The organism is Bacteroides sp. MSK.20.82 (assembly GCF_019052485.1).
Taxonomy (GTDB): domain Bacteria; phylum Bacteroidota; class Bacteroidia; order Bacteroidales; family Bacteroidaceae; genus Bacteroides; species Bacteroides thetaiotaomicron.
In genome coordinates this window covers 14786-27461 of record NZ_JAHQUN010000012.1, presented here as the reverse complement: position 1 = coordinate 27461, position 12676 = coordinate 14786, and the positions used below count along the sequence as shown (strand labels likewise).

The following is a 12676-nucleotide window of genomic DNA, read 5'->3' as shown; positions in this document are numbered from 1 at the left end:
GCAGAACCTGCTTGGGAGAATGACAAAAATCGGCAGGATTTTAAAACAGCAGATCTACGGATGAAATACATCTGTCCGGTTTTTGTTCCCTTGTGCTATATGATTACTTATATCAGCTTGCACCTTTGAATATAAAAGAAATATTTAGTTTCGATATGATATATTTCCCTGTGACAGGAAAGTCTATCAGTTAGAACAGAATTAGAAATTAAAACTACTTTTGGCTCTTCCTTTTAAAGCAATTAGATGTTCCTCGGTGAGTAACGATCTGTTCCTTTTAAAGGAACGGATCGTTCCTTTAAAAGGAAAGAGTCCTGACATTGCACTTTTTATGTATATTACAGTCATTTATATGCGACAAATCATTTGTAAATTGCATATTCTTACATTGATTTATGCATTATTTCTGCCATATTGTTAGATTTTGAATCAACTCTGTTGAAACCAATCTTAAAAACAGGACATTCCCAGACAATCACTGCCTAGCTTTTTGGTCTATTAGCTAATTTTGAATAGGCTGCTTTCTCAAGGTCATGCACAATAGTCATGTCCATGATATTTGCATATACCTGAGTTGTCTTCACACTTTTGTGTCCCAGCAGCTTTTGTACAGTCGTTATATTTGCACCACTATATATCAATAAGGTGGCGTTTGTATGTCGGGCTGTATGGAATGATATCCGTTTGTCTATTTCTGCCAGCTTGGCTAATGCATTCAAGTCTTTATTCACATTAGAGTTATCTTTCAGCTTGAAGAATCCGTTTAAATCGTCTTTGTAGTTCTCCAACACCCGCAGTCCTTTACCTTCAAATAATAAATATAAAGGAAGGCGCACATCAATACCTGTTTTAACAGATTTGTAAATCAGCCACGTCTCCTGATGGAGTTCGACAATATTCGCGGCAGTCAGATTTATAAAATCAGAGTACCGCAAACCGGCGTAACAACAAAATAAAAAGGCATCCTTTGATTTTTGTAACTTCGTAAACTTCCCTTCCAGATTCACCTCCTCCATTTTATTCAGCTCTTCCGGCGACAAGTGCGTATGACTCCCTTCTATGCTTTTGATTTTATATTTTCTGAAAGCATACTTCTGAATATCCATATACTCTTTATTTATAGCCACATTCACATATCGTTTTAAATGCTTCATATGCTTGGCAATGGTATTGAGATGATACCCCTTGGACTGTAGATAATTATCAAATGAAGACACAAATTCGAATGTCAAATCAGTGAATACAATGTCCTTTTTATACTCTTGCAGCAATTCTAAAGTGGAAAGATGATTCTGCCTGGTGCTCTCTTTTAAAGAAGAGTTGTTGACTTCCTCTTTAAAAAAGGTCAGAAATGAATTCCCATTATTTTCCGGTTTTTCAATAGAGTCTTTCAACGAATCCAAGGATATTAATCTTCTCTGTTGCCATAATCCCAGTTCTTTCTGCTCAATGTCGGCTATAAAATCATATAGCATTCGATTTAATGCATCTGAATTAGGATGGTTTTTTACCATTCTACGTTTTACGTCCCACTGGTCTGGTTTGAGGTACACCCTGGTTGAGAAGTACATTTTTCTCCTGTTTAAGTAAGCTTCTACTTGTACCAATGCCATTCCCTTTTTGTTCAGCTTCTTTTTTCTGTTAAACACAAGGCTGTAACTAATCTTCTTCATTCTATTGTCTTTTAGTTAATACTAAGAACAAAATAAACTAAGTTCTGTGCTATAATTAAGGTTGAACCTGCATTAATTTCTGCAAAAATTAAAATTCAATAATTAAGTATTTACATAACTTTAATTTAAATGCTATTTTTTTATCGTCATTTCTTCATAATAAATCAAAAAGAAACGTTTGCAGGGTAGTTTTATATCCAAAAACAAGCAAATAGAATGTTAATTACTACACTTTGCATTCACAAAGTGACATTTCATGCTTGATAAATCACAATATTTATAGCAAATAAAGATGTTTATCAGCATATTTTCGATGTTATAAATAACAATATGTTATATATACAACCTTTTTTTATCAAATTAATTGTTAGTTTCATATTTATTAATAATTTTGCAACTTGTTAGAGTATAGAGACAATTAATGTAAAGTTGAACTTTAAGAGAGAATTTATGAAAAGAAAATTAATGCTGTTATTGGCATGCCTTTTTGTGGGCATAAGCCTAGTAACTGCTCAGACTCAGAAAGTCACAGGCGTTGTGATTTCTGAAGAAGATGGGCAACCAGTTGTTGGAGCCTCTGTGTTGGTAAAAGGTACTACTCAAGGTACAATCACAGACATCGATGGTAATTTTAATTTGGCGAACGTACCAAGTTCTGCAAAGACTTTGCAGATTTCGTATATTGGTATGCAAACACAAGAAGTGGCAATCAAGCCAATGGTGAAAGTTACACTGAAATCAGATGCACAAAATCTTGATGAGGTTATTGTTGTGGCTTATGGTACTGCGAAGAAGTCTTCATTCACAGGATCAGCTGCTGTCATTAAGGCAGATAAAATCGTTTCCGGTTCCAAAGAATCTTTTGACAAGGCATTGTCCGGTAAAATGGCAGGTGTGCGCACAGCCTCAGCAACTGGTGACCCAGGATCTATGGCCGAAATCAACATTCGCGGTGTCGGTTCTATCAGTGCTTCTAAAAGCCCGTTGTATGTTATTGACGGTGTCGTAACAAAGGCTGATGACGACATGAACTACTACGGTAAGACTCAAAGCGTATTGAGTACACTGAATCCTGAAGACATTGAGAGCATGACTGTTCTGAAAGATGCCGCTGCTGCTTCATTGTACGGTTCACGTGCCGCAAACGGTGTTATCATCATTACCACAAAGAAAGGTAAAGAAGGAAAAACGAATGTCAGCTATTCAGGTGAAGTAGGCTGGAACAAGATGGCTGTAAATGCTTTCAATATGATGGGATCAGCCGACTTGATTGACTACACTCGCGAATCATTAGCCAACTGTCTGGTTACTTACGGAATAACAGATAGCAAACAAGCAGCATTGAACAACATCGATAACGGAGGTGATATGTTCATTCCTCTGCTCGACTCACCGGCTACTGTTGCTGACTTTATCCATGACCCATCCGGTAAAGTAAATACGAACTGGAAGAAAGAAATCTATCGTACTGCTTTCACTCAAGATCACCAGGTATCTATCAACGGCGGTTCGTCAAAGACTCAGTTCTATGCCGGAGTTGGCTACAATAAGAGCGAGGGTATCGTTCTTGGTAGTGACTTCGAACGTATCTCCGGTCGTCTGAACGTTAATCACAAAGTAAATAACTGGCTGAACGTAGCTCTCAAGCAAATGATAGCCGCTACATCGCAAGATGGTTTCCGCGATCAGGGAGACCAGGCTCAAGGAATGGGTACTTCTTCTCCGATAGGTATTTTATTCGCAATGGACCCGACTGCTCCGGTAAAGAATGAAGATGGTTCATATAATAAAAATGCAGCATGGGGTAAAGTTACCAACCCGCATCTGATGCTAGGTGGTAAAGACAGCGATACAGCTCTGGAGTGGATTCAGACCAAAATGTTCCGTAGCATGACCAATGCAGATGTAACAATCAAATTCTGTGATAAGTTATCACTTAACTCTATCTTTGGTTATGACTATGTAGACAACAAGCACTTTGAATATTGGGATCGCAACAGTGTTAACGGTGGTTCCGTCAGCGGAATGGGTTCTCGTTATACCTTCGAAAGCCGCGTAGCTACCAGCTCTTCTACATTAAACTACACGGATACTTTTAAAGATATGCACAATCTGAACTTGATGGCCGGTTTCGAAGTTGAAAACAGAGACCTGCTGCAGATTGTAACTGTTGCCAAACGTTATTCAAGCCACTATCCCGAATTGGCCAACGGACAACCGGACCAAGCTGCAAGTTCAACCTTGGGAGCCGGCATGATGTCATATTTCGCAAGTGGCAATTATAACTATGATAACAAGTATTATCTTTCTGCCAGTTTCCGTCGTGATGGTTCGTCACGTTTGAGTGAAGACAATCGTTGGGCTAGTTTCTGGTCTGTATCCGGTGCATGGAGAATGAGTAAAGAAGGATTTATGCAAGATATGCCGTTATTTACCGACTTCAAGATCAAAGCATCTTATGGTACAAACGGTAACTTGCCCTCAGATTACTATGGTTACATGGACCTGTATACAGGTTCCGGATACGGAAGTGCTCCTGCTATTTACTGGTCAAGAATGGCAAACGACAAATTAAGCTGGGAAAAATCCAAGAACTTCAATATGGGAATTGAATGGAATATGTACGACCGCGTAAATCTGTCTCTGGAATATTACAATAAGAAGACTACGGATTTGCTGTTCGAAGTACCTACTTCATTAATCACCGGCTTTGACTCCCGTTGGGAAAATCTGGGTGCATTGAAGAACGACGGTTTCGAATTGGAACTCAATTCTAAAAATATCAGCAACAAGAACTTTACATGGACTTCAAACTTCAACCTGACTTACCAACGTGCATTGGTAGACAAACTTCCTGAAGGAAAAGATATCCAGTATGGAGACGGAGAAATGTATCTGCACCGTGAGGGAGAGTCAATGTATACATTCTATCTGCCCGAATGGAAAGGTGTAAATCCTGAAACTGGTTTGGGAGAATTCTGGTTAGATCCTGAAGATCACTCAAAGGGAGTGGTAAATGACTACTCCGAAGCAGGTAAGGGAATTGTAGGAAAAGCATTGCCTGATGTTATCGGTGGATTCAGCAACACTTTCACATACAAAGACTTTGACCTGTCATTCCTGATCACTTATCAGTTTGGTGGTGACATGTTCGATTATCCGGGATATTTCTCTCATCATGATGGCGTAAGAATCGGTTCCATGAATCTGTCAGAAGATGTAGCCGGAAACTACTGGAAAAATCCGGGTGATAAAGTAGACAACCCGATGCCTATCTACGCTAACCCTTATCGTTGGGACAGATTCTCAAGCCGCACAATCAAATCGACTGACAATATTCGTCTGAGAGAAATGACAGTAGGATATACTCTGCCGGTATTGAAGAAGCACATTTCCAACTTCCGCATCTACTTCAGAGCAAACAATCTGGCTATGTTGTGGTCGAAGACTAAAAACATTGACCCGGATGTAGCGATCAATGGTTATCGTCAGGCAGATACACCGGCATTGAGAAGCTGTGTATTCGGCATTAATATCAAATTATAATCTATAAACAGACTGAATAATGAAAAAAATATATTTACCCATTCTATTACTGACGTTGGCAGTATCCTCATGCGATACTTTCGACAAAGTGCCATCCAGTGAATGGCCTTCAGAAGGTGCTATTAAGACTCTCGAAGATTTACAGTTTGCAGTTAACGGTGTTTATGAGTCTCAGACTTCTTCTATAGACGCGGGAACTAATCCACGTGGCAGCTACGCAGGTGATTTCTTCTTGTACGCCGACCAAAGAGGCAGCGACTTCAAAGCCATCGGTAGCAATAAGCAAACAGTTGATGTATATGCCTACCAGGCTACTAAGAACAGTTCTGATTCATACTATTTCTACAAACGCTTTTATCTTTCTCTGGCAAGAATAAACAAAGTTTTGGAGGGAGTTAAGAAATCCGGTCTGGAAGGAGCTGAAGTTGATGTTCAGGTAGGCGAATTGTATGCTTTGCGGGCACTTTTCCACTTTGACTTGGCCCGCTTGTTCGCTAAACTTCCTGGCAATGCACAGGCCAGCGATCCGGGTATCGTATTGTCTACAGAAGTTTTCGAATCCGGATATACAGCAGAAAGAGCTACTATTGCGAAAACTTACGAAACCATCCTGGATGACTTGAAGACTGCATTGGATAATCTCCCAGAAACCAGCAAGGTAGTAACTGCCGGTCATATCGACTATTGGGGAGCCCGTGCACTGAGAGCCCGTGCATATCTCTACATGAATGAGAACAGTAAAGCACTTGAGGACGCCAAATATGTAATCGAAAAATCTCCATACAAGCTGTACACCAGAGATGAATACGAAACAGTATGGACCAAAGTTGGAAGTAGTGAAAGCATTTTCGAGTTCCTGATTACTTCACTCTACAATGCACAACGTAACTCTCTCGGATTCTACACACATGCCGAAGGTTATGCAGAAGCCGGTATCACCGATGCATTCAAAACTTTCCTTCAAGAACGTCCGGACGATGTTCGCAGCACTCTGATTGCTGAAGAAAGCGACGGTGGAGATAACGAAGGCTGGTATATCCAGAAGTATCCGGGACGCGACGGAGAAATATATGTAAATAATCCGAAAGTAATCCGCCTGTCCGAAGTATATCTGATTGCCGCAGAAGCTGCATTAAAAGCAGGTGGTGCTGATCCTGCCAGCTATATCAATGACTTGCGTAAGCAAAGAATAGCCGACTATGAAGATGTTGCTTCTGTTACTATCGATGATATTCTGACAGAACGCAGACTGGAACTTTATGGTGAAGGTCATAACGCCTGGGATACATGGAGAAACAAAAAGGCAGTAACGAATGCTCAGGTTCCGGCCGGTCCGATCAACTATGACGACTATCGTACTGTAATGCCTATTCCGGTTTCCGAGATCAATGTATCTAACGGTAAGCTGAAACAAAACGAAGGTTACTAATACACTGAAACCATTTTAATAACGAGCCCGTTTAACTTTAAGCAGTTAAACGGGCTCGCTTTTTATTTTTCATTTCCAAATTTACACATGAGAGTAATCTTATCCGTTCCTCCCCATATTCAAACTTCTACTTGCAGATACCACTCAGCCCTTCTCTCACAATATCCGCCAATATCGGCTTCGCTCCACTCACAAAGCATTCCACTGCAATCACCATCAGAATCAATCCCATCAAACGCATCATCACATTATTTCCGGTCTCTCCCAGTACTTTCACCAGTCGGGTGGAAGCACGGAGAATGAAGAACGTCAGCAGATAAATCAAAGCGATTGTTCCGATCAATATACCTTTCATGGCGTAAGTATGAGAGTCCTGCATCAAAACGATGGCGTTAGCGATAGCCCCGGGACCACACAACATCGGAATTCCAAGAGGAGTAATGGAGATGTCATCGGCATAGGTTTTAATCTCTTCATCTTTAAGTTTCATCGGAGTATAGCGTGCCTGAAGCATATCAAAACCAATCTTAAAGATAATTACTCCACCGGCAATACGGAAACCATTGGTAGAGATACCGAAGAATTTGAAAAGGAACTGCCCGGCAAAGACAAACACCATCAACGTTATAAACGACACGATGGTGGCACGGCGCACAATAGCCTGCCGCTCCTTATCTGTCATTCCGTGTGTCATGGTCAGAAAGACCGGCATTGTCCCCAAAGGATTGGTCAGCGTAAAGAACGAAGTAAAACAAAGTAAGGCAAATGGCAGAAGCGTACTATCCATGATGTTATCGTATTTTATACATTTATTAAATGCAACAAAAATACGACTTAATCCATAAAACCTACAATAAATTCATTAATTCTTTCAGTGAATGGATATGATAGGTAGGCTGAAAAGGAAAGACGGTTCGTTCCGTCACATTATAGAAAGCCTGATGCATCCCTACCCCATGCGCTCCGGTCATATCAGCCTCCCAACTGTCACCGATCATTAACGATTCGCATAACTCGGACTGGGTGGCAGATAAAGCAAAATGAAAGATTTCGGGCCAGGGCTTCAATACGCCGAGGTCCTCCGAAAGAATGATCTTCTTAAAATAACGATCTACTCCTGCCGAACGCATCTTACGCGACTGCAGCTCTCGGAAACCATTGGAAAGGATATACAGATTATATTGCGGGGCAAGATACTCCAACACTTCTTTGGCATGGGGCATCAGACCGCTTTTGGTAGGAATAATGGCAAAGAAATCTTCCGAGAAACGCTCAGCCAAAGCCTCATCCTCCACTCCTACTGCCTGTAAGGGATAAAAGAAACGCTGGCGGTTCAGTTCCTCCTTTGTCACCTTTCCCTCTCCATATTCAAGCCAGAGTTCGGTATTGCGTCGTTGATACAGTGTGTAATAATGATCGAATGAATCAAAATAGCGGTCAAATGAATATTTCTGATATACTTCTTCAAAGGTGTCGCGTGCATTTCGTGAGAAAGCCCAGATGGTGTCATCCAGGTCAAAAAAGAGATTTTTATATTTCATTGGCTCCGTGATATATATAATATGAGAAATAAAAAAGCCAATGTGCTAATTTCTTGAATTCAGGAATCAGCACATTGGCAATTCTAACCAGGTATGTCTACCTTATTTTACCTGAATAACCAAGTATCTGGATACGCTCCAGAATTCGGCAGGATTAGTAATTTTCAAAGTCAGCTGGCCTTTGTCATCTTTCACCTGTTCATAAGAACCTGTCGGATGAGTAGTCAACAGTTCAGCACGTTTGGAGTACAACTTGATTTCTTTTGTTGTACGGATATCGATCTGAGTAAAATAATCCTTGTTGAAATCAGCGCTCTTCAACACGTCACCGCTCTGAAGAATCTTCTGGGCTTTCAACTCTGATTTTGTTCCGAATACGAACCATGCGGCATTCAGACTCTTATCCTGTTCGGCAACGGTTTTAGCTTTCGCTTCGTTCTCGGCAGCCAAAGATTCTTTGGCAGCAGACAGGTCGCTGACAGCAGCATCCAGTTCCTGGATACGAATGTTCTTAGACGCCAGTTCAGTCTGAAGTTCTTCGATACGTTGTTGTTTAGCTTTCAATTCAGCAGTCAGAGCTTCTACAGCTTTCTTCATCTGAGTAGAGTTATACTTGCTGTTTTTCAGCTGAGCTTCCAGTTTTGCAATCTGAGCTTTGTTTTCTTCCATTTGCTTGGAGATGAATTCGATGTCAGAAGCAATCTGTTGCTTGGCACTGGCTGAATTTTCGGTAATAGTACCACGCTGCAAGTCCACACGGCTTTCGGCAGCATTGATCTTACGGAATCCTTCCTGCACTTCATTGAAAGTTCCCATCATATCATCCAATTCAGCGTTACGCTGTGTCAATTCCATTAAAAGAGAGTCATTTTCAGCCTTAAGGTCTTTGCTTCCACCTTTAAAGTCACACGAAGCCAACATGGCTGCGCACATAAATAAAACTGCTAACTTTTTCATACGTTTACGTTTTACGTTTTTAAATGAAGTTATTTTAATCGTCTATTCCTGCTAATACTATCACAATCTCGCCCCGGGGCTCGGTAGCGGTAAAGTGTTCTATCAATTCCGCCAAACTTCCCCGAACGGTTTCTTCGTGGAGTTTGGAAATTTCGCGAGACACGGTTGCCTGACGTTCAGTGCCGAAATATTCGGCAAACTGTGTCAACGTTTTCAACAAGCGGTGAGGCGATTCATAAAACACCATAGTACGATGTTCTTCTGCCAATGCCTTCAGTCGTGTCTGTCGTCCTTTCTTCTGAGGGAGGAACCCTTCGAAGCAGAACTTTTCATTCGGCAGTCCCGATGCTACCAGTGCCGGAACAAAAGCTGTCGCTCCCGGCAAACATTGCACTTCGATACCGTTGCGCACACATTCGCGGACTACCAAAAATCCCGGATCGGAAATCCCGGGTGTTCCGGCATCCGAAATCAATGCCACAGTTTCACCTGCCTTTATTCTATTAACAACACTTTCCACCGTTTTATGTTCATTAAATTTGTGGTGAGATTGCATTGCGTTCTTTATTTCAAAGTGCTTCAGCAAAATACCGGAAGTACGTGTGTCCTCTGCCAAAATCAGATCGACCTCTTTCAGCACCTTGATTGCCCGAAAGGTCACGTCCTCCAGATTTCCTACCGGCGTAGGTACTACATATAACTTTCCCATAAACTTTTATGCTGATTGATTAAAATACTTTTTTAGCAACTCCAGAAAGTCGGTCATCGCCTCATTCTCTTCGTTTACGCTGACTTTCGAGGCAAGAAATGCCACGGCAGTCTTATAAGAACTCATGACTGATATTTGCTCGATAACACGGTTCATCAGTTCAGGATCTCCACCGAATATCTCACGTGAGAAACGGAAAGAATCATTCAGGCTGATGGAATGACGTAATCCGGCAGCCATCTTTATGCTTTCGCCCAATACGGCAGCTTTCGGCTCCTCTATCAGAAGCGATTCGTCGTCTTCCGACTCATCTTCCGCTTCTTTCTCTTCCATTTCGTCTTCGACAACAGGTTCCTCAATAACTGTTTCTTCCACAACAGTCTGCGGTTCCTGTACTATCACAGGTTCATCTTCTCCCGGTGCTGTCGCTTCATTCTCTTCCACGACCGGTTCTTCTATCGCCGGACATTCAACTTCCTCTATTACAGAGGCTTGTTCTTCAACAATGGGAATGGGGGCTTCACTTTCCGCTTCCGCTACAGGAGAAGACGAGGCTTCCACCGGCACAGCACTTATCTCTTCCGACAACTGTTCCAAACGCTCCTGCATACGTAGGATGCTCCGCTTCAACAGTTCAGACAAAGTCTGAGTCGGCTCTTTAGAAAACGTATTCATGAGTAACTTCAGCTCATGAACATCCAGCTCAATATCTGTTAATAGCTTCTGTTTCATTTCCATCCATTGTTATTATGGTGCGAATGTAGGAATAATTTATGCAATAACTTAAAATAATGGATAATTTAACAGTTCTTGTACATCGAATTGTTTACCTTTGTCCACTCATTTATTTAATCAAGAAAGCACAAAAATCACATGGTATTATTTTCAGAAGACCACATACAAGAGACCAGAAGAAGAGGTAGAATAGAGGTAATCTGCGGTTCAATGTTCTCCGGAAAGACGGAGGAGCTGATCCGTAGAATGAAGAGAGCCAAGTTTGCACGCCAGCGTGTAGAGATATTCAAACCGGCCATCGACACCCGTTATTCGGAAGAAGACGTGGTATCACACGACAGTCATTCCATCGCGTCCACCCCTATCGATTCATCGGCTAGTATCCTGTTGTTCACTTCTGAAATAGATGTAGTCGGCATCGACGAAGCACAGTTCTTTGATGACGGACTGATTGACGTATGCAGACAGCTTGCCAATAACGGCATCCGTGTCATCATCGCCGGACTGGATATGGACTTCAAAGGGAATCCCTTCGGACCGATGCCTCAATTATGTGCCATTGCCGACGAGGTCTCCAAGGTTCATGCTATCTGCGTGAAGTGCGGTGATCTGGCATCTTTCTCTCATCGTACCGTCAAGAATGACAAGCAGGTACTTCTAGGAGAAACAGCCGAATACGAGCCGCTTTGCAGGGAGTGCTACCTCCGTGCACGGGGAGAGGACGGACAGAAGATATAAACTCTATATTAAAATAGATATGGAAAGAAAGAAGATAACATTCGACAGTTTTATACGTGGTTCCATCGGATGTGTACTGGTGGTAGGGATACTAATGCTTGTGGAACGGCTCAGCGGAGTGTTATTACCTTTCTTTATAGCCTGGCTGATCGCCTACATGGTTTATCCGTTAGTCAAGTTTTTCCAGTATAAGCTACGGTTAAAGAGCCGTATTGTTTCTATCTTCTGCGCCTTGTTTCTGATTACTCTTGTCGGAGTATCCTTATTTTATTTGTTGGTGCCTCCCATGGTTTCGGAAATAGGCAGGATGAATGACTTACTGGTAACCTACCTCACCAATGGAGCCGGGAATAATGTGCCCAAGAATCTTTCCGAATTCATTCATGAGAATATTGATCTTCAGGCACTCAACCGTATACTAAGCGAAGAGAATATACTTGCAGCCATCAAAGATACGGTGCCCAGAGTGTGGGCCCTGCTTGCGGAGTCGCTCAATATCCTGTTCAGCATTCTCGCCTCCTTTATCATATTATTATATGTAATCTTTATATTGCTGGATTATGAAGTCATAGCCGAAGGATGGCTGCATCTGCTGCCCAACAAGTATCGTACCTTCGCATCCAACCTCGTACATGATGTACAGGACGGCATGAACCGGTATTTCCGTGGTCAGGCACTGGTTGCCTTTTGTGTGGGGATTCTGTTCAGTATAGGCTTCCTTATTATCGATTTTCCGATGGCTATCGCTCTGGGGCTTTTCATTGGAGCGCTTAATATGGTTCCTTACCTGCAAATCATCGGTTTCCTCCCTACGGTCCTATTGGCGATCCTCAAAGCTGCCGATACGGGAGAGAATTTCTGGATTATCATTGCATGCGCACTGGCAGTCTTCGCCATCGTCCAAATTATACAGGATACTTTCCTCGTCCCCAAAATCATGGGAAAGATTACGGGGCTGAATCCTGCCATCATCCTTTTATCCCTTTCTATATGGGGTTCATTAATGGGAATGCTGGGCATGATAATTGCCTTGCCTCTGACCACTTTAATGCTTTCCTACTATCAACGCTTTATTATCAACAAAGAAAGAATAAAATATGATGAAGTAGAAACTACTGATAATCAAGAAACAAGCGATAAAGAGGAAAAATAATTGGAACTTTTTTCTACGAAACACTTGCAAATTAAATAAAAGTAACTACCTTTGCACCCGCAATCAGGAAATAACTGATTCGCAAATAAGGATTGATTCAGTAGCTCAGCAGGTAGAGCACAACACTTTTAATGTTGGGGTCCTGGGTTCGAGCCCCAGCTGGATCACTGAAATTCAAAAAAGTAATTTAAGAAA

Annotated in this window: 10 protein-coding genes and 1 tRNA gene; 5 read left to right on the top strand and 6 right to left on the bottom strand. The window is 41.8% G+C overall.

Features of this window, described 5'->3' with window-relative positions; translation table 11 throughout:
- Positions 1-482: 482 nt before the first annotated feature.
- On the bottom strand, positions 483-1673 hold the full coding sequence (locus KTR07_RS12920; RefSeq protein WP_217315435.1) for a site-specific integrase: 1191 nt from the start codon (positions 1671-1673) through the stop codon (positions 483-485).
- Between the two features lie 450 nt (positions 1674-2123).
- Here KTR07_RS12920 and KTR07_RS12915 point away from each other — a divergent pair, with 450 nt between their 5' ends.
- Together KTR07_RS12915 and KTR07_RS12910 are read left to right on the top strand one after the other, a co-directional pair.
- The gene (locus KTR07_RS12915; RefSeq protein WP_224200478.1) at positions 2124-5219 is read left to right on the top strand and encodes a TonB-dependent receptor; all 3096 of its coding nucleotides are present in this window, start codon (positions 2124-2126) and stop codon (positions 5217-5219) included.
- Positions 5220-5238: 19 nt separating this feature from the next.
- Positions 5239-6648, top strand: a complete 1410-nt coding sequence (locus KTR07_RS12910) for a RagB/SusD family nutrient uptake outer membrane protein (RefSeq protein WP_113747844.1) — start codon at positions 5239-5241, stop codon at positions 6646-6648.
- Positions 6649-6775: 127 nt separating this feature from the next.
- Here the strand turns inward: KTR07_RS12910 and KTR07_RS12905 are convergent, their stop codons facing one another.
- The 5 genes from KTR07_RS12905 to KTR07_RS12885 form a co-directional block, all read right to left on the bottom strand.
- On the bottom strand, positions 6776-7435 hold the full coding sequence (locus KTR07_RS12905; RefSeq protein WP_010535335.1) for a MarC family protein: 660 nt from the start codon (positions 7433-7435) through the stop codon (positions 6776-6778).
- Positions 7436-7496: 61 nt separating this feature from the next.
- Positions 7497-8189, bottom strand: a complete 693-nt coding sequence (locus KTR07_RS12900; RefSeq protein ID WP_113747846.1) for a YjjG family noncanonical pyrimidine nucleotidase — start codon at positions 8187-8189, stop codon at positions 7497-7499.
- Positions 8190-8291: 102 nt separating this feature from the next.
- Positions 8292-9146, bottom strand: a complete 855-nt coding sequence (locus KTR07_RS12895) for a hypothetical protein (RefSeq protein WP_217315434.1) — start codon at positions 9144-9146, stop codon at positions 8292-8294.
- Between the two features lie 34 nt (positions 9147-9180).
- A complete protein-coding gene (gene rsmI, locus KTR07_RS12890; RefSeq protein WP_113748177.1) occupies positions 9181-9855 on the bottom strand; it encodes a 16S rRNA (cytidine(1402)-2'-O)-methyltransferase in 675 nt (224 codons plus the stop codon).
- A 6-nt stretch (positions 9856-9861) separates the two neighbouring features.
- The gene (locus KTR07_RS12885) at positions 9862-10587 is read right to left on the bottom strand and encodes a hypothetical protein (RefSeq protein ID WP_165938104.1); all 726 of its coding nucleotides are present in this window, start codon (positions 10585-10587) and stop codon (positions 9862-9864) included.
- A gap of 141 nt (positions 10588-10728) precedes the next feature.
- Between KTR07_RS12885 and KTR07_RS12880 the strand changes: the two genes are divergently transcribed.
- The 3 genes from KTR07_RS12880 (at position 10729) to KTR07_RS12870 (ending at position 12648) form a co-directional block, all read left to right on the top strand.
- Complete coding sequence (locus KTR07_RS12880) at positions 10729-11328, top strand: thymidine kinase (protein WP_008763837.1); 600 nt, start codon at positions 10729-10731, stop codon at positions 11326-11328.
- Positions 11329-11347: 19 nt separating this feature from the next.
- A complete protein-coding gene (locus tag KTR07_RS12875; RefSeq protein WP_008764031.1) occupies positions 11348-12481 on the top strand; it encodes an AI-2E family transporter in 1134 nt (377 codons plus the stop codon).
- Positions 12482-12575: 94 nt separating this feature from the next.
- Positions 12576-12648, top strand: a tRNA-Lys gene (locus KTR07_RS12870).
- Positions 12649-12676: the final 28 nt, after the last annotated feature.

What these genes read in the sequence shown, in the direction of transcription:
- KTR07_RS12915 (WP_224200478.1), top strand. Translation starts at nt 2,124, where the DNA reads ATGAAAAGAAAATTAATGCTGTTATTGGCATGCCTTTTTGTGGGCATA.
- KTR07_RS12900 (WP_113747846.1), bottom strand. Translation starts at nt 8,189, where the DNA reads ATGAAATATAAAAATCTCTTTTTTGACCTGGATGACACCATCTGGGCT.
- KTR07_RS12920 (WP_217315435.1), bottom strand. Translation starts at nt 1,673, where the DNA reads ATGAAGAAGATTAGTTACAGCCTTGTGTTTAACAGAAAAAAGAAGCTG.
- rsmI (WP_113748177.1), bottom strand. Translation starts at nt 9,855, where the DNA reads ATGGGAAAGTTATATGTAGTACCTACGCCGGTAGGAAATCTGGAGGAC.
- KTR07_RS12880 (WP_008763837.1), top strand. Translation starts at nt 10,729, where the DNA reads ATGGTATTATTTTCAGAAGACCACATACAAGAGACCAGAAGAAGAGGT.
- KTR07_RS12905 (WP_010535335.1), bottom strand. Translation starts at nt 7,435, where the DNA reads ATGGATAGTACGCTTCTGCCATTTGCCTTACTTTGTTTTACTTCGTTC.
- KTR07_RS12885 (WP_165938104.1), bottom strand. Translation starts at nt 10,587, where the DNA reads ATGAAACAGAAGCTATTAACAGATATTGAGCTGGATGTTCATGAGCTG.
- KTR07_RS12910 (WP_113747844.1), top strand. Translation starts at nt 5,239, where the DNA reads ATGAAAAAAATATATTTACCCATTCTATTACTGACGTTGGCAGTATCC.
- KTR07_RS12875 (WP_008764031.1), top strand. Translation starts at nt 11,348, where the DNA reads ATGGAAAGAAAGAAGATAACATTCGACAGTTTTATACGTGGTTCCATC.
- KTR07_RS12895 (WP_217315434.1), bottom strand. Translation starts at nt 9,146, where the DNA reads ATGAAAAAGTTAGCAGTTTTATTTATGTGCGCAGCCATGTTGGCTTCG.